Origin of the sequence: Halostagnicola sp. A56, from assembly GCF_000691505.1 — an archaeon.
GTDB lineage: Archaea > Halobacteriota > Halobacteria > Halobacteriales > Natrialbaceae > Halostagnicola.
Window position 1 is genome coordinate 573,430 of record NZ_JMIP02000014.1, and the last position, 16,891, is coordinate 590,320.

At 61.1% G+C, this 16,891-nt stretch carries 16 protein-coding genes; 5 read left to right on the plus strand and 11 right to left on the minus strand.

Annotated features, from left to right (window positions below; all coding sequences use genetic code 11):
* Positions 1 to 19: 19 nt before the first annotated feature.
* The 5 genes from EL22_RS04710 to dnaK all read right to left on the minus strand — a co-directional run bounded on the left by EL22_RS04710 (position 20) and on the right by dnaK (position 6,432).
* Positions 20 to 643: an FkbM family methyltransferase gene (locus tag EL22_RS04710; protein ID WP_197075843.1), complete on the minus strand. Its 624-nt coding sequence runs from the start codon at positions 641 to 643 to the stop codon at positions 20 to 22.
* A gap of 746 nt (positions 644 to 1,389) precedes the next feature.
* Entirely contained in the window at positions 1,390 to 2,151 is a 762-nt protein-coding gene (locus EL22_RS04715; RefSeq protein WP_050050379.1) for a hypothetical protein, read from the minus strand.
* 223 nt (positions 2,152 to 2,374) lie between these two features.
* On the minus strand, positions 2,375 to 3,337 hold the full coding sequence (locus EL22_RS04720) for an NAD(P)-dependent oxidoreductase (RefSeq protein ID WP_050050380.1): 963 nt from the start codon (positions 3,335 to 3,337) through the stop codon (positions 2,375 to 2,377).
* Between the two features lie 61 nt (positions 3,338 to 3,398).
* A complete protein-coding gene (locus EL22_RS04725; RefSeq protein WP_050050381.1) occupies positions 3,399 to 4,379 on the minus strand; it encodes a glycosyltransferase family 2 protein in 981 nt (326 codons plus the stop codon).
* Between the two features lie 205 nt (positions 4,380 to 4,584).
* Positions 4,585 to 6,432, minus strand: coding sequence for a molecular chaperone DnaK (dnaK, locus tag EL22_RS04730; protein WP_231587877.1), 1,848 nt, complete (start codon positions 6,430 to 6,432; stop codon positions 4,585 to 4,587).
* 228 nt (positions 6,433 to 6,660) lie between these two features.
* Between dnaK and EL22_RS04735 the strand changes: the two genes are divergently transcribed.
* Both EL22_RS04735 and EL22_RS04740 read left to right on the plus strand, forming a co-directional pair.
* Entirely contained in the window at positions 6,661 to 7,344 is a 684-nt protein-coding gene (locus EL22_RS04735) for a helix-turn-helix domain-containing protein (protein WP_050050382.1), read from the plus strand.
* Between the two features lie 88 nt (positions 7,345 to 7,432).
* Entirely contained in the window at positions 7,433 to 8,224 is a 792-nt protein-coding gene (locus tag EL22_RS04740; protein WP_050050383.1) for an alpha/beta fold hydrolase, read from the plus strand.
* Positions 8,225 to 8,288: 64 nt separating this feature from the next.
* Here EL22_RS04740 and grpE read toward each other — a convergent pair whose 3' ends face one another.
* Together grpE and EL22_RS04750 are read right to left on the minus strand one after the other, a co-directional pair.
* Positions 8,289 to 9,209 carry a nucleotide exchange factor GrpE gene (gene grpE / locus EL22_RS04745; RefSeq protein WP_050050384.1) on the minus strand — a complete coding sequence of 307 codons (921 nt, stop codon included), beginning with the start codon at positions 9,207 to 9,209 and terminating at the stop codon, positions 8,289 to 8,291.
* Positions 9,210 to 9,320: 111 nt separating this feature from the next.
* A complete protein-coding gene (locus EL22_RS04750; protein WP_050050385.1) occupies positions 9,321 to 10,151 on the minus strand; it encodes a cytochrome oxidase assembly protein in 831 nt (276 codons plus the stop codon).
* Positions 10,152 to 10,435: 284 nt separating this feature from the next.
* Between EL22_RS04750 and purF the strand changes: the two genes are divergently transcribed.
* The 3 genes from purF (at position 10,436) to EL22_RS04765 (ending at position 14,604) form a co-directional block, all read left to right on the plus strand.
* Positions 10,436 to 11,908, plus strand: coding sequence for an amidophosphoribosyltransferase (gene purF / locus EL22_RS04755; RefSeq protein WP_050050515.1), 1,473 nt, complete (start codon positions 10,436 to 10,438; stop codon positions 11,906 to 11,908).
* A 203-nt stretch (positions 11,909 to 12,111) separates the two neighbouring features.
* Entirely contained in the window at positions 12,112 to 13,389 is a 1,278-nt protein-coding gene (locus EL22_RS04760) for an HAD family hydrolase (RefSeq protein WP_050050386.1), read from the plus strand.
* Between the two features lie 999 nt (positions 13,390 to 14,388).
* Positions 14,389 to 14,604, plus strand: a complete 216-nt coding sequence (locus EL22_RS04765; RefSeq protein WP_050050387.1) for a hypothetical protein — start codon at positions 14,389 to 14,391, stop codon at positions 14,602 to 14,604.
* A 73-nt stretch (positions 14,605 to 14,677) separates the two neighbouring features.
* Here the strand turns inward: EL22_RS04765 and gvpM are convergent, their stop codons facing one another.
* From gvpM to gvpJ, 4 genes are read right to left on the minus strand one after another with little or no spacing between them, the layout of a single operon-like run.
* Complete coding sequence (gene gvpM, locus EL22_RS04770) at positions 14,678 to 15,031, minus strand: gas vesicle protein GvpM (protein WP_082146665.1); 354 nt, start codon at positions 15,029 to 15,031, stop codon at positions 14,678 to 14,680.
* Positions 15,028 to 15,948, minus strand: a complete 921-nt coding sequence (gvpL, locus tag EL22_RS04775) for a gas vesicle protein GvpL (RefSeq protein WP_050050388.1) — start codon at positions 15,946 to 15,948, stop codon at positions 15,028 to 15,030. The genes gvpM and gvpL overlap by 4 nt, the downstream gene beginning before the upstream one ends.
* Entirely contained in the window at positions 15,945 to 16,289 is a 345-nt protein-coding gene (gene gvpK / locus EL22_RS04780) for a gas vesicle protein GvpK (protein WP_050050389.1), read from the minus strand. The genes gvpL and gvpK overlap by 4 nt, the downstream gene beginning before the upstream one ends.
* The gene (gene gvpJ / locus EL22_RS04785; RefSeq protein WP_082146683.1) at positions 16,286 to 16,882 is read right to left on the minus strand and encodes a gas vesicle protein GvpJ; all 597 of its coding nucleotides are present in this window, start codon (positions 16,880 to 16,882) and stop codon (positions 16,286 to 16,288) included. The genes gvpK and gvpJ overlap by 4 nt, the downstream gene beginning before the upstream one ends.
* Between the last annotated feature and the right edge of the window lie 9 nt (positions 16,883 to 16,891).

Here is a 16,891-nt window from a genome sequence, read left to right on the forward strand (position 1 = left end):
CGGACGTTCTCTTGGTGACTTAGGCCCGCTCACACCGGATGAAATGTCCGCCGTCCCAATCCCAGAGACGGTCGATCTCGAAACCGTGTCGGTCGAGCCAGTCGTACACTTCATCCGCAGCCACGGGTCGGTCGTAAAAGTCATCCGAGGTGATTACGTCGATGTAGATCACACGAACCTCCGCTGCGATCGTCTCTTCCATTCCCTTTAACACCTCTAGTTCCGCCCCCTCGACGTCGATCTTCATCACGTCGGGTGCGGGCGAACCGTCCTCGACGAGCGCATCTCCGGTCGTGGTTTCGACGTGAACGCTCGCCGTTGGTTCGACCGTCAGCGATTCGTTCTCAACTGAAGAACCGTTCGTCGAGAGGAAGCCGAACGCTCCGGCGTTCGCGTCCTCGTATATCTGCAGTACGCCCTCATCCCTGGTAGCCATTAGCGCTCGTTCGTGGACAGCCGCTGAGAGCCCGTTCAGTCGGAGGTTCTCTTGGATTCGGTCGACGTTGTTCGGATTCGGTTCGATGCTGAGGACGTGCCCGGACTGGAGTTTCGCCGCCGCCAGACAGGTGTAGATACCGGCGTTCGCCCCGACATCCCAGAACACGTCGTCCGGCTCGAGGTGATTCAATATGTCTCCGTGCACTGGGAATGCATCGTTCGTTTCGGGATACTTCTGGAACACTAGGTATTCGTCGATGTCATCGATCGTAAACCGTAGCGTCAGGCCGTGAACCACGATTTCCTGTTCCGTCGGGAAGAACGGTCTGAGACCAGTTCGATAGGCAGTTGAGAGGGTCGATTTCACGCCAAGCCGACGCAACGGGGCCTTGATCGGTTCTGGCACGTAGTGTACGCCGTTTTTGAAACGTGGGGCTCGATTAGTAATGACGTCGACCGCTTTCATACTCTCTCCTGGACTTTCCCCCAGTATGTAATCCGGTGCCTACACCAGTAGCCGACTGTCTCGTCCTGTCGTGTCTGTCCCCGCGATTCGTCCTCGTTCGAGGGGGCGACCGATCCAGCGGGCAATTCGATCCGCAACGGTCTCAGACTCGGGGTGCAAGATTAGTAATACTGCGGTGGCACGTGCGACCGTAACCGACCCTTGAACCGAATCGGCTCGTCTCTCCGTGAACCGCTGGCCTACTTCGCTTGTGAACTGCCTCGCGGTCAAGTGGTTCGCGAATCTCCGATTCTCGTCATCACGGAGATCTTCGATTTCCGTACGACCCCGAGGCACTCGCCTTGTTTATCTGTAGAACGCTGTGTCGGTACCGAGATCAAATGGGGAGTACTCGTTGTGTCAGTGTTGTACCAGTTAGAAATCAGTTTTTCGGACGAATTTGTGACCAAACTCGACCTCGAGCGTCGGTTTCGCACCCTCGCCACCTATAGGTATCCCCACTGTGCGAGCCGTTTTTCAGCAGTTTCCGAAGCAATCGGGTTCCGAGTTTTTGGCGGTTCGCTTCGGATATCACGCCGCGTGTCGGATTCTATCTCCAGCCACGGTACCCGGAGTAACTCCTCTTTGTAGATCGACTTCGGGTGTTCAAATCCGCGAATCGGGATGGGGAACAGTCGCTCACCGAGTAATTCACCGTGATCTGATGTGACCACAACGTTCCCGTCGATGTCTGGAATCACGTCTTCGATCTCCTCGAGAACGATCTCTACGTTTTCGCGATACGCCCGTTTCACATCTGATACGCTGACGGTATCGGGGAGGTGATATTGGTTTCCTCGCCACGCGAGTGCATCGGTGATTGTCTGCCCGAAATCCGACAGAAAGGGAGCATGCGGTTGCATATAGTGAGCGACGATTCGCTTGTGCGGGTATTCCTCGTGCGCTTTTCGAACGGCAGCACTCACGACCTCGGGACGAACTGTACGCATACCGCTGTCGAAGTAATCGTCGACGAGGTTAACGACGTCGTGAAACGTGTCGTACTCGAGTTCTACCACAAAGGGGTTCGCCGTCACGTAGACGGTATCGTGGTACTGGTGACCAACGAACGATCGCTCGATAAACTCTTGGCTCATCGACCCCGGCGCTATTCGATCATCGAGCGTTCCTCGTAGATTTGATTCGTCAGCGAAATAATCGTACCGGCAGGCGTCGATCAAAAGCACGGTGTCCCAGTCGCCGTTCATAATATCGTGGTCGCCTGGCCTCCGGAACCGCTGATGGTACCTTTGGTTCACGGATCGGAACGCCAAATATAATTTTTTATTGTGGAATAGCTCGTCACGAACGTAACATACCGCCTTTTTCGGGTTTTTCAACGCCTTTCCGACCGCGTTCTGTGGAAGATTCATCGCCACCGATTTCGTCGCGGCGGGTAGCTTTCGGTCATTCTCGTGGATGCAGTGAACGTCACGGGTCGGCGTCCGTCGAACCGGCCGGAATCTGATCCAATACGGACGGATGCTCGAGGTACCAACTGACCGTTTTCTCTATCCCGTCACAGAACCTGAACTCCGGTTCGTACTCGAGAATACGTTTCGCTCGCTCGATATCGGCGACGTACTGACTTACTTCACCCGTTCTCGTCGACTCCACCGTAATGGCAGAATCGTGTGGCGTCAACTCATTTACTCTTCGAGCGAGTTCGATCAGGGAGGTCCCCTGACCGGACGCGATATTCAGCGTCATATTTTTCACTTTGTGATGTTGATCGATCATTTTGTACAACCCGTCGACGCAGTCGTCGATGTACGTGAAATCGAGTACCTTGTTTGCCCCGTAGACGGTCAGGTCGAGAGCGTTGTCACACCGGGCGATAAACAACGGAACGACTCGGTCTGCGGTGTCGTATCGTCCGTATACGTTCGAGAAACGGACGATCATCGTCGTCATATCGTAACACTGGTTGTACGCGGTAACCATAGATTCGCCGCCGATTTTGCTCGCCGTATATGGACTTTCGCTGGTATCTGCGAACGTCGCCGACTCGTCGTATACGACCTGACTGGTGTTCCCGTATACCTCCCGTGAACTGGCAAAGAGAAAGTGAGAAACGTCGTTCGTTCGCGCGAACTCGAGGAGATTGAACGTCATGGCCATGTTCTCCATCGCGAGCTCCGGACGTTCAACGAGCCGATGAACGCGTGCGTGTGCTCCAAGGTGAACGATGCTGTCGACATCTGACGGCAACCGCTCGAGAGCCCGCTCCTCGCGAAGGTCGATTAGTTGCGTGGCGTCGTCGACTTCCTCGGACCAGGGATTGGATACGATGTCGACTCCGCAGACGTCGTATTCCTCGGACAGTAACCGTTCGACGAGCGCCGTTCCGATCATCCCGCTGCTCCCCGTAACGAGGATAGAATCGAACGTCACGACTCCGTCCTCCGTTGTAGGGTTGTCCGTCGATCGGTGCGACGGGCCGAATTCGTGGTTCTCATTTGGGACCCTCCGCGTGTGACGCTCTCAACTGGTCGCTAACCGGTCCTTCGAACCGATCGAAAACTAACTCGTCGAGGTACCCTCGTAATCGCCACCGGTACGGGCTCCCGTCGTCGAATATAGCCGTCTTGAGTTGTCGCCAGACGGGCGCATCGTACTCCGGGTTGGTTAATAATCGCAAGAGCGAACGCGAATACGTCTCCGGGAAGTTCTTCCGGCGGAATCGAACGCTGTTACGACCGTACCAGTACGACACATATTCGCTCTGTTTCTGTGAATCGTTCAAATGGTACACGAGCGCGCTCGGATGATAGACGATCGTTTCGTCGCGTTTCCACAACTTCGCCATAACGTCCGTTTCCTCGTACTGCGGGTGCCCTTCGTATGACGGATCGAAGCTGCCGAGTTCCTCGAGAACGTCTACTTTGAACGACATATTGGCTCCGACGAGCGTGTCTGTGACGACCGGCGCGGGAGGGATCCATTTGTACGCGATCTGCCTGTGTTCACCGAATCGGTTGATGGAGTTTTGATTCGTCGGCGAATCAACGATCTCGTACTGAAACGAGAGGTCCTCATCCGTGACCGGGGCCGGACCGCCTACAGCAACTGCTGAGTCGTCCCATTCGTAGCCACGTTTAATGCCTTTTAACCACGATTTTTCGGGAATAACGTCATCGTCCACGAAGCAGATAATGTCCCCATTTGCTACCGCGACTGCTGCATTCCGACCCCTCTGAAGGTTGGTATCGTCGGGACGAGCGATGTGGCGCAGATCGATAGAATTTTGAGCGAATTGCTTCGCATACGACTCAAGAGCGGTCTTCGTCTCCTCGTTCGCACCGTTATTGACGACGATAACCTCGTCAGGGACCGACCGCTGAGAGAGAAGCAGTGCTAATAATTTATCGATGCGTTCGGGTCGATCGTACGTCACCACGCCGACCGTGGCAGAAATTTCTTCGGTAGCATTCATCGACTACCCGTCGGGATTTTCAGGAGGGCTATAATTATTGCACACGGTTCAGGTGATTACGGGCAGGCTACTCCATCAGTCTGAATTACAGTACTCTCGCAGGTGTGACGTGATCGATAATGGTACGGAGAACAGATGCAGTCTAATCTTTCCAGACAGGTAGTGGAGAATCTCTACTGTCCATCGGGGATCGGCGACGATAGCCTTACAAAATTCTGTGACAGCGTTCGAGAGATTTCGTTGCCGAACAAAGGATTTCCCTAATATGTACCGGTATGCCGGCTCCGGCCGCTCCGCCGGCTGCACCCGCGCCAGCGTCCTGGTAGACCTGTTTGCCGATCTCCTGTAGCTCCTTGCTCAGGGTCTCGGTCGCCGCTTCGATGTCGTCGGCCTCGGCGTCTTCATCGTCGATGGTCTCTTCTAGGTCCTCGACGGCCGCTTCGACGCTCTCGCGGATCTCGTCGTCGACATCCTCGTTCTCCTCGAGGAGCGTTTCCGCGCGCTGGATCGCGGCTTCGGCGGAGTTGCGCGCCTCGATCCGTTCGCGGCGCTGCTGGTCCTCTTCGGCGTGTTCTTCTGCTTCCTCCTGCAGTCGATCGATCTCGTCGTCGGAGAGGCCGGCACCGCCTTCGATCGTAATCTCCTCGCTGGTGCCGGTTCCCTTGTCTTCGGCGGAGACGTTGACGATCCCGTTCTCGTCGATCGAGAAGCCGACCTCGATCTGTGGCGTTCCGGCCGGTGCCGGCGGGATGCCGGTCAGGTGGAACTCGCCGAGTAGTTCGTTCTTCTCGGCGAGTTCGCGCTCGCCTTGGAAGACTCGGACCTGCACCGACGTCTGGTTGTCCGCCGCGGTCGTGAACACCTTCGACTCCTCGGTCGGAATCGTCGTGTTCTTCTCGATGAGCCGCTCGAAGAGACCGCCCTTGACCTCGATACCGAGCGAGAGCGGCGTCACGTCGAGCAAGACGACATCGTCGACTTCGCCGCCGAGGACGCCGCCCTGAATCGCCGCGCCGAGCGCGACGGCCTCGTCGGGGTTGACGTTCTTCTGTGGCTCCTCGCCGATGAGTTCCTCGACCTTCTCGGAGACCTGTGGCATCCGGGTCGAGCCGCCGACGAGCAGGACCTCGTCGATGTCGCCCTTCTCGTAGCCCGCGTCCTCGAGCGCCTGTTCGGTCGGTTCGACCGTCCGCTCGATGAGGTCCGAGGTGAGCGACTCGAACTTGGCTCGAGTCATGCTCTCTTCTAAGTGGATCGGACCGTCGTCGCTCGCCGTGATGAATGGGAGGTTGATCTCGGTTTCCTTCCGGCTGCTGAGTTCGATCTTGGCCTCCTCGGCGGCGTCTTTGAGCCGCTGGAGAGCCTGTCGATCTTCGCGGAGGTCGACGCCGTGTTCGGCCTCGAACTGCTCGGCCAGCCAGTCGATGATGGCGTGGTCCCAGTCGTCGCCGCCGAGGTCGTTGTCGCCGTTGGTCGCGACGACCTCGTAGACGCCACCACCCAGGTCGAGGATCGAGACGTCGAACGTCCCGCCGCCCAGATCGTAGACGAGGACGGTCTGATCGGCATCGTCCTCTAAGCCGTAGGCCATCGACGCCGCGGTCGGCTCGTTGATGATCCGCTCAACCTCGAAGCCGGCGATCTCGCCGGCGTCTTTGGTCGCCTGACGCTGTCGATCCGAGAAGTACGCCGGTACCGTGATGACCGCCTTCTCGAGGTCGTCACCGAGGTACTCCTCGGCGTCGTGTTTGATTTTCTGGAGGATCATCGCCGAGATCTCTTCGGGCGTGTAGTCTTCGCCCTCGATCTCGACCGTGTAGTCCTCCTCGCCCATGTGGCGCTTGATCGAGGCGATGGTCTTTTCCGGGTTCTGAATCGCCTGATTCTTCGCCGGTTTGCCGACGAGCCGTTCATCGTCGGTAAAGGCTACCATCGACGGCGTGGTCCGGTCGCCCTCCGAGTTGACGATGATCTCCGGGTCACCGCCTTCCATCACTGCGAAGGCACTGTTCGTCGTCCCAAGGTCGATCCCGAGAATCTTGTTGCTCGTCATCTGGCCGGGTATAACGCGCACTTTGTTTTAAAGCTTACTAGCTGGGTCCGACGATCGAATAAAACCCACCGTGAGCGGTTCTACCGGTGATTTCCGCCAGTTGGGATTCGATAAAATTTGCGGCTCGCTCCGTTCGCCAACCGCTACTGAACGAATCGGATAGTATCAACACGGGCGGAATCCGATCGTATCAACACACAGATAGCCATCGACCGTGATCGTCGTGCCATGGGACTCGTCGCCGAATTCGAGATTCGCTGTGAAGCGCTGCCGCTGGTCGAGATGTCCGAAGTCGTCCCGTCGGCGACGATCGAGGTCGAGATACAGTTCAATCACGGCAACCGGCCGCCGTTTATCGTCCACGCGACCCACGACGCGCTCGGGACCGTCGAGCGGGCACTCGAGTCGTCGTCCTTTGTCGCGACGTGGACGGTGCTCGGGCAGGCCGGCGAGACGCGCCGGTATCAGGTGATCCCGGCCGTCGGGATCGTCGAACAACTCGGCGACGACATCGATCTCTCGGGACTGCGCGCGCTGGCCACGACAGACTCAAGCATTGAACGAATCCGCGTCACGCCGACAGGCTGGATCCAGAACGGATGGTTCGCCGATCGGGAGGCGTTCCACGAGTTCCGGCGGTTCTGGCAGGACAACGCGAGCTTTTCGCTCCGACGACTCGGACGCGTCGACGAACCCGAGGAGCCGGGCGACGGCCTGACCGATCCACAGCGAGAAGCGCTCCGGACCGCCTACGAGATGGGGTACTTCCAGATTCCGCGGGTGGCGTCGCTCGAGGCGGTCGCCGCCGAACTCGAGATTTCACCGTCGTCGCTCTCTGAACGACTTCGTCGCGCACAGACGCACCTGATAGAGACCACGGTGGCTTCGACGTGGCCGCCCTTGCCGGAGTGAACTGATGCGGTAAGTCGTCGCTTTATAAATCACCGAACGATTACGAGACACGTTTAGCCGAGTCGGCGGCCAATCCGTCGATCCACCCATGCAGACGATCACGTCAGCAGACGGAACCAGTATCGCGTACGAAACAGACGGGGATGGCCCGCCGCTGGTCCTCCTTCACGGGGGCGGAACGCGAAGCTACTGGGAGCCGCTCGTTCCCCGGTTTGCAGACGACTTCACGGTCGTTCGGCCGGACCGACGAGGACGTGGAGACAGCGGCGACGGCGACGAGTACGATATCGGCCGCGAGATCGAAGACGCTCGCGCAGTGGTCGACGCCGTGGCCAGCGATCCGATCCTGTTCGGGCACTCTTTCGGCGGTCTACAGGCAATCGAGGTCGCTCGAGACGCGTCCGTGCAAGCGATCGTCGCTTACGAACCTGCCTATCTGGTCGGCGAGTACCGAACGCAAGCGGATCTCGCGTCCCGAATGCAGGCCCAACTCGAGAACGGCAATCGTCGCGAGGCGATGAAACTCCACTTCGAGGAGGTAATCCACGGCGGCGAAATCGACGATATCGACGGATGGCTAGAGGAGTGGCCCGCCTGGCCGGAGTACGTCGAACACGTCGAGAACGCGGCGCGGATGGACCGCGCGCTTGAGGACCACCGACTTCCAGAGACGCTGGACGCGGACGCGCCGGCGCTCTTGCTGACCGGAAACGAAGGACCGTCGCATCTTCGGGAGAGCGTTCGAGCGGTTCATGACGCACTTCCCGAGAGCCGACTCCTCGAGTTCGACGGAATCGGTCACCTCGGTCCGACCGAAACACCGGAACGGATCGCGACCGAGGTTCGACGGTTTCTCGAAGAAACGGGAGCGGCAAATTAGACAGTAAAAGGAGAGCGGACCCGATACGGACGGCTTCGAATCGCACGCCCGTTTTCGAACCCTGTCAGTTTCCGGTTTCCGCTTCGGCGTCTCCAGATTCGTTTGCCGACTCCTCGGCTGTCCCACCGTCCGCATCCGCGCCGGTTTCAACGTCTTCGTCGGCAAACTCCCCGTTCGAGACGGTGATCTGTGCGTTCTGAATCACCTTCTCGCCCATCTCGTAGCCGGGCGTGAACACGTCCGCGACCGTTCCCTCGGGCTGGTCGCTGTCGACATTCATCATGACCTCGTGGCGCTGGGGGTCGACTTCGGCCCCCGCCTCCGGATCGATTTCGGTGACGTTCTCGTCCTCGAGGATCCGGTCGAACTCCCGCAGAGTCATGTCGACGCCGTCGCGGAGGCTCTCGACGTCGCCGCTTTCCTCCTCGAGCGCGCGCTTGAGGTTGTCTCGGACGCCGACGAGCCGTTCGACCAGGTCCTCGGTCGCGCGCTCTTTCATCTGCTCCTGGCGCTTTTTCGCCCGCTTCTTGTAGTTCTGGAAGTCGGCCTGTTTGCGTTTGAGCCGGCTCTGGAGGTCTTCGATTTCGGCTTCTGCCTCCTCGAGCTGTTCGTCTCGCTGCTCGAGAGCCGCCTGAAGTTCACCGATCGTTTCGGCCTGTTCCTCGATGCGACCGACGAGGTCCGCCTCGCGTTCGACCGCGTCCTCGAGCAGTCGGTCGACTTCCTCGGAGGTGTCCTCGTCCGGGATCGATGCGACGGAGTCAGCGAGCGTCACCGAAACGTCGGTCTCGGCGTGTCCACCCTCGGGCGATTCGTCGCCGGTCGGTTCGGCCGCAGAATCCGACGCATCGGCCATATCGCGCCCGTCGGAGACAGAGTCGTCGGTTCGGCGTGCCGATTGCTCGTTTCCGCCGGCAACGTCGTCGGATTCCTCCTCGGACGGAACGGACTGGGCGTCTGCGTTCGTGCCCTCGTCTTCGCTCATATCCCAGTCAAAGAACAGCGGTAATAAAAGGGTTGAGGTCCGGTCGCGAACGTGTCGACCGGTCCGATTGTAGCCGCGGGCGAGGCGTTCGACGAGTCGCGGTTCGTCCGGCTACGAGCGGGAGTTCGACTTCGTGAGCCAGATGCCGACGAGGAACGTCCCCGTCAGCACCGCCGCGAGTCCGAGGTAGGTGAGATCGACCAGTCGGTTGAATCCTGCTACGGACTGGCGACCGAAGAAGACGGTGACATAGGCGAGCAGGGAGGAGAGGGCGAGCACGCTTCGAACACCTCGCTTCTCGAAGTGGCGGCGACCGACCAGAACGACGAAGACGCCAACGGAGACGACGGCGAGCGAGAGCGCGTACTGGGCGATCTGTACGCGCGGGGGATAGCTCGCCCCGGGTGCGAGATAGAACAGGCTCAATCCGACGTGGGCCGGAACCGTCAGGCTCCCGGCGGCGAAGGCGGCGGTGACCTGTCCCGCGGTTAGTCGCGGCGCCCAGACGAGAATCGTCGCGACGACGAAGAGGGTGAAGATCAGGATCGCCGTCCAGAAGTGAAGCGAGAGGATGTCCGTAGTGTACTGCTGGACGGTCTCGCGTCCCAGCGCCACCTGAACCGGCGTCAGTACCATTCCGAGGACGACCAGCGCGGTGACGCGTCGGTCGACGTTCGCCCGTCGGATCGAGGCGACGGCGGTCCCGATGATCGCGAAGCCGGCGAACATCGAGACGAAGCGATGGAACCACTCGTAGAAACTCACGATGTGGGCCGGAAACAGGTTGAACGGCCCGGCGTCACATCGGGGCCAGTTCGCCTCGCAACCGAGACCGGAACCGGTCGCTTTCGCCGCGACACCGAGTAGAATCGTCGCGCCGACCAGCACGAGCGTCCCCGCCAACAGATGCGGAAAGCCGAACCGATCGCGGAGCGAACGCATAGTCGAGTTGGATGTGTGTGTAGTAGACGACACGGTCTTCAGGCGGGGCTTGGGAACGCCCGCATTTAGGTTATCCGAGTCGGTCCCAGCGCTCGAGAATCGAATCCAGCGCCGATCTTCGACCTGTCGTCGGAGACGGCTGTGAACCAGACTATATCCACAATCGTGTATATCTTTCGCGTTTTCGAGACTGATTCGAGCACAAACAAGGAGGTTTTTATCGGTCGGGCTCCGTAGGATGAGCCATGACTGAAGCGCGGGGCGAGACTCCCCGGCGAACAGGAATGACCGAGAAGTGCGGCGTCGTCGGCGTCGCGCTGAACGGTCGATCGGCGGCACGACCGTTGTACTACGCACTCTACGCGCTCCAGCACCGCGGTCAGGAGTCGGCGGGGATCGTCACACACGACGGCTTCCAGCAACACAGCCACGTCGACATGGGCCTGGTCGGCGACGTGTTCGGCGAGGACGACCTCGACGTGCTCAACGGGTCGGCGGGGATCGGCCACGTCCGCTACCCGACCGCGGGATCGGTCGACTCGAGCTGTGCACAGCCGTTCTCGGTGTCGTTCAAGAGCGGCTCGCTCGGGCTGAGCCACAACGGTAACCTCGTCAACGCCGACGAAATTCGGGACGAACTCGCCGGCGCGGGCCACGCGTTTACCAGCGACGGTGACACCGAAGTGATCGCCCACGACCTCGCGCGCAACCTGCTCGAGGAGGACCTCGTTCGCGCGGTAAAGCGCACGATGCAGCGGATCCACGGCTCGTACTCGCTGACGATCAGCCACGACGAGACGATCATGGGCGTGCGCGACCCGCAGGGGAATCGCCCGCTCTGTATCGGGAAGCTCGAGGACGGCTACATTCTGGCCTCCGAGTCGGCGGCGATCGACACGCTCGACGGCGAGCTCGTCCGCGACGTTCGGCCGGGCGAACTCGTCGTTTTGCAGGAAGACGGGCAGGGATTCGACTCCTACCAGTTGATCGAGCGCGAGCACACGGCACACTGCTTTTTCGAACACGTCTACTTCGCCCGCCCTGACAGCGTGATCGACGACACGCTCGTCTACGAGGCTCGACGCGAACTCGGTCGCACGCTCTGGGCCGAAAGCGGCGTGGAAACGGACGTCGTGATGCCGGTTCCCGACTCGGGGCGGGCGTTTGCCTCCGGCTACGCCGACGCGGCGAGCGAGACGACGGCCGACGGCGAGCCCCGAGACGAGAACGACGACGGCGTCGAGTTCGCCGAGGGCCTGATGAAAAACCGCTACGTGGGCCGGACGTTCATCATGCCGACCCAGGACGAACGCGAGCGCGCGGTTCGGCTGAAGCTCAACCCGATCAAATCGACCGTCGAGGGCAAGACCGTCACGCTCATCGACGACTCCATCGTTCGCGGGACGACCTCCACCCAGCTCGTGCAACTGCTCAAAGACTGCGGGGCCGAGGAGGTCCACATGCGAATCGGCGCACCGCCGATCGTCGCGCCCTGTTACATGGGCATCGACATGGCGACGCGGGAGGAACTGATCGCCGCAGACAAGGACACCGCGGGAGTCTGTGAGGCCATCGACGCCGACAGCCTCGCGTACCTCTCGACCGACGGCGTCGCAGACGTTCTCGAGAGCGACCGCGATGACCTCTGTATGGGCTGTGTGACCGGCAAATACCCCTACGACATCGAAGACGAAGAGACCGACCGCGACGTGGCTCGACCCCAACTCGAGGGGTCGGCGCTACACGCCGACGACTAAGGGAACGGCGCTACACGCGGACGATTGAGGGGTCTGCGCTACACACCGCGACTGCGGGCTGGCGCTGCACGCAGACAACGAGGGTCCGGCGCTGCACGCCACCGACCGATCGCGCCAACGAGCCAATCGAGTGATCCAATTTTGCGATGGCGCGTCGACCGTCTCGGGAAACGATTATCCCACTGCCACCGCCTGTAGGTACCATGGAACGTTACGATCTCGTCTATCGACTCTACGACGAGTACGATACGAAGACGCTCCGGGAGTACCAGGAGTTCGTCGACGTGTTTCCGGCGATCGATTCGCGGGCCGCCCTCGAGCACTGGCAGGAAGCGAACACGGTCCTCGAGGAGCGAAAGGACGAGATACGCGGCGATTTCGCTGCGGGCGAGACGTTCGCCGAGACCGCCGCGCGGGCGACTCGAGAGCAGGCGTTTACCGCCCTCGATCTGAACGCGAAGTACGACCGGGCCGTGAACGTGCTCGTCCTCGACGTCGACGAGACGCTTCGATCCGCGGGCGGGACGGACAACGAGATACCACGGGACACGCTGCACATGCTCACGGAGTTTCACGAGGCCGGGATTCCGATCGTTATCTGTACCGGCCAGACCCTAGAGAACGTCAAGGGCTTTGCAATCCAGGGGCTTGGCAGCGAAATCGTCCACTCGGGCGACCTCTCGATCGTCTACGAGGCGGGGACGGGCGTCTTCACGCCCGGCCACGGCGCGAACACGAAGCAGTTGCTCTACGAGGACCTAGACGAGGAGATTCGCACGGTGTTCGACGACGTTCGAAGCCGGGTACTCCCGGAGGCCCCGACGGACCTCCGCCGGGGCTGTCACCTGCAGGGCAACGAGTTCAACGTGACGATGAAGCCAAACTACGAGACCGGGACCTCGCAGGCGCGAGCGGTCATCGACGAGGCGCTGGTTTACCTGATCGACCTGCTCGCCGACGCCGTCGGCTCGGCGCTCGAGATCGGCGATGACGACGGGAGCGACACCCGCACCATCGAGGGTAACGCGGTCGTCGAGTGGACGCGGGCGTTTTACGCCGATCAGGATCCCGAGATCCGCGCCGTCCTCGAGAGCGAACAGGCCTATCCGGACCTCGACGCTGATTCGATCCCGTCCGTGCTCGCCGAGACGCTCGAGCGAATCGACGTGGCTTACTACGAGGCCGACGCGGCGGAGATCGGCAGCCTCGAGTTGAACAAGGTCGTCGGCGTTGAACGAGCGCTCGAGGTGCTCGGAATCGACGACCCGTTCGCGCTCGTGATGGGCGACTCGAAGAGCGACCTGCGGGTGATGAAGTGGGTCGACGACAACGACGCCGGCATCGCCGCGGCTCCAGAACACGCCTCGCAGGACACGCTCGATCACGTGCTTCGGACGGACGACCTCGTCTTCGATCAGGGAAAGAGCGTCGACGTGTTACGGACGGTCTACGCGCTCAATCTGCTGGCGCGACTCGAGTGAGCGGGCGGCGAACTCGCGTCGAACTCGCCGCCGTCCTCGTCAGTCCGGTTTCTGCGCTCGATCGAAGCCCGGACGGGAGCGGGACCCCGTCCTGGGTTGAGAGACATGAGCATCCTCGACACGGGGGCGAAGCCGCCTCGAGGATCCGGGCACGGACACGCAATCGTACGGTCAGTACGTGATGAGCACTGGGTACGCACCCGACGGGGTGTGTTCCCCGCAAAGGCGTCGATGTGAGGCAGGTGTTTTGTTATGAACAACCTGCCTGAGAGTAGCGTATCGAAACTCGTTCGGCCCGGTCTCGCCGGTCGACGTACCCTCCGACTACGCGGATAGTGAACACGCCTCGCGTCGGCCGATAGACCGCGATTTCGTTCGGTGGTGTGTGCCTACGTCCGGAACGATGTCGGGATCGAGAACGGACGGGTGTCGGCAGCCGGAACGAATAGGCTCGCGTTCTGGCGCGGCCGATCCACGGGGTAGATGATGCGGCGACCAACGTAGGGCGTATCGATCCACACGGATGGCGCGTCGACCGGTCGTCACGTCGGCCGCTCGTCCGCCGGTGACGCGGGTGGTCGACTGCGACACTGGAGGACGAACGCCGACGGACGACGAACCGATTCGGTGTTCGGTTCACTTTCGAGAACTGTTTCGTTCAGGAAAGCAACGATGTCGATTCGGAGCGGCATCGAAACGATTCGGTTTTGCGATGACACTCCGGACCGCGGTCACGGTGCCTGCCGGCTATCGCTTTCGACGGGAGACAGCGCGTGTTACTCTGCCGGTTGGATTGCGTTCGACGGGGTAAAACCACGGCGCACGCTTGCGGTATAGACTGCTTACCCGGTCGCTAACGACCGTTGTGACGAGCTGCACGATCGTTCGCTGCGTGGGAAATAGCCGCTCGAGATTCGGCCCTGTTAATCCGCTCATAGAAACCGCCTACTTTCGGTTACAAGCCGGATAACTACAACCTATCCCGGCCGAGAGGTCGGTATGATCACCTGTACGAACTGCGAGACCGCCCAGTTTCTCCAGATCACGCAGAGTCGGGTGTACTTCGAAGACGGCGAGATGATCAACGAAATCACCGAACACTACGAATGTACGCTCTGTGAATCGACGGGACAGTACATTTACGACGAGGACCACGACGAAGCGAGCGTCACAGGCGACGTCGAACTCACCAGAGAGCGACCGAAGTACGCGTAAAAACTCGCGCCGAGTTCGACTCGTCTCTCTCGGGGTTGGAATCGGTTCGTCTCGCTCGGTGATCTTCTGGCGTTCACCGTTTTTCGTTTCGCTCGTTCGATTCTGACGATGCGTTCCGATCGTTCGCGTTCGTCGTCGTGTCCGCGTTCGTCGTCGTGTCCGTATCGTTCGATCCAGCGGGGACGCGGTTTCTCGAGTCGCCGTACTGTCGGCGGGTGAGGGCCGAGCGACGGCGCTCCGTGTCCCACTTCTCGAAGAGTCCGTACTCGGTCATCGTGTCCATCCCGGCGAGGACGGCCGTGAGTTTGAGCCCGACGAGGGGGATGTCGGCGACCGAAACGATCACGTCGACGCGGAGGACGACCCCGTCGCGCAAGATCACGTCGAGGAGGTCGACCAGCACCTCGTCGTCTTTTCTTGGAATCATTCGTCGGTCCCTCCCAGTTCGGGTGCAAAGGTGTACGGCGGCCACGGACCGGTGAACGTGACCGCGAAGCCGGGGTTCTCCGCGACGTCGTCGAGGACCGATCCGACCGCGGACTCGTCGTCCTCGTGGGCCAGAACAGTAAACCGACACAGCGTCTCGCCGTCGTCGATTCCCGCCGGTTTCGTCGAACCCGTCGAGCCGTCTCCGAGCGTCGCGCTGGGGGAGCGCTCGAGCGCGTGCACTTCGCGGGCGCGTTCGTCGAGCCGATTCCGGAGGTCCGATTCGACGGTTTCCCGACGGTTCGCTCGCAACTGGCCGACGCGCTGTTCATACTGTTTTTCGAGCAAGTGCGCGGTTCCCGAACTCGAGTCGTCGATCCGATCGCGGAGGTCGGCGAGTCGCCCGTCCGTCTCGAGGAGGTGTTGCTCGTCGACGGAATCCGTCTCGACGACTTCGATGCGGTACTCCCAGTGGCCGGCCAGTTCCCGAAGCGTTCGCTCGAGCGTGCCGTATTCGGTCCGGAGCCACTCTCGAAGCCCCTCGTCGCCGGTTCTGACGATCGTATCGAACTGAAACGGCACCGGCGTGCCGAAGGTCTCCCCCGCGCTATCGACGACGGTCTGGTGGCGGACAAGCCACCGTTTGATCTGGGCGATGTCGCCCGAATCGTAGATGTCGTCGCACGCGTGACAGACGACGCCGATATCGTCGACGGCGAGCACCGTGACGGGTTCGCCGTCGACACCGCCGTTCTCGAGGGAGAGCCGATCCCCGTCGCCCGGAACGTCGTCGCCGTCGATCCGAACCGCACAGTATAGGTAGCGGCCGTCCTCGATATTGGGCGGGGTATTTTCATCGGCAGCACCAGACCGACGCCCCCGAGAGCCGACGCCCGAGTCCGCTCGATCGCGACTCATCGGTTCTCACCGCCGAATACGGAGTAGCCGGGTCGTCGGTAGTCCTCGTGCTCGCCCGATAACTGCTCGATGGCGTCGCGTACCAGCCCGTCGAGGTCGCCACGGAGGTCGTCGACGTCGTCGTCGATGCCCTCGTCGGCTTTCAGCGACTCGAGTTCGGCCTCGATCGTCGCGAGCTGTTCTCCCAGCCGCTCGATCTCGTCCTCTTGTAGATCACCGGACTCCATTCGGCGGATGGCTTCCCGCTCGAGTGCGTCGACGAGCAGTTCGACGACGGTGACTACGAGCGTCATGAGGCCGTCCCTCGCGTTCTCGCCGTCGCCGACGTCGATGGTCGTCATTCGGCACCCGCCTCCGGTATCGCCTCGATCTCTCCGTCGTCCTCGTCGGCGTCGTCACCGGCCGGGTCTGCCGACTCGGTGTCGGTATCAGCCAGGGCCGCCTCGGTGTCGTCGGCAGCCTGCTGCGATTCAGCGTCGCCGACGGTCGGGTCCGCTTCGGTGCCGTCGCTGGTCGGGTTCGCTTCGGTTTCCTCGACGGCTGCGCCCCGATCGCTGTCGCTATCAGTGGCTGTCTCGTCTCTTTCGGCGTCGGCCTGATCGTCAGAATCACCGCCGCCATCCTCGGGATTCGGCGTGACGTTCACGCCTCGAGTCGGATCGATCGCCGGATTGGGACGATCCGTGTCGGCCAGCTCAGGATCGTCGACGGCCTCGGCGACTCGCCGCATATCCGTCCCCTCGGGGAACTCGAGACCGTACTTCGCCGCCGTCTCGAACGAGGCGATCGCGGCTCGAAGCTGGATCCCCAGAAGCTGTGTGTCGCCGATCGAGACCGCGATGTCGGCGTTGATGACGATCCCCTTGTCGAGGAGCAGTTCGACGACCTCAGCGAGGTCGGTCTGTTGGCGACTCGGCTGGAAGTCATCGACCACGCCGATCAC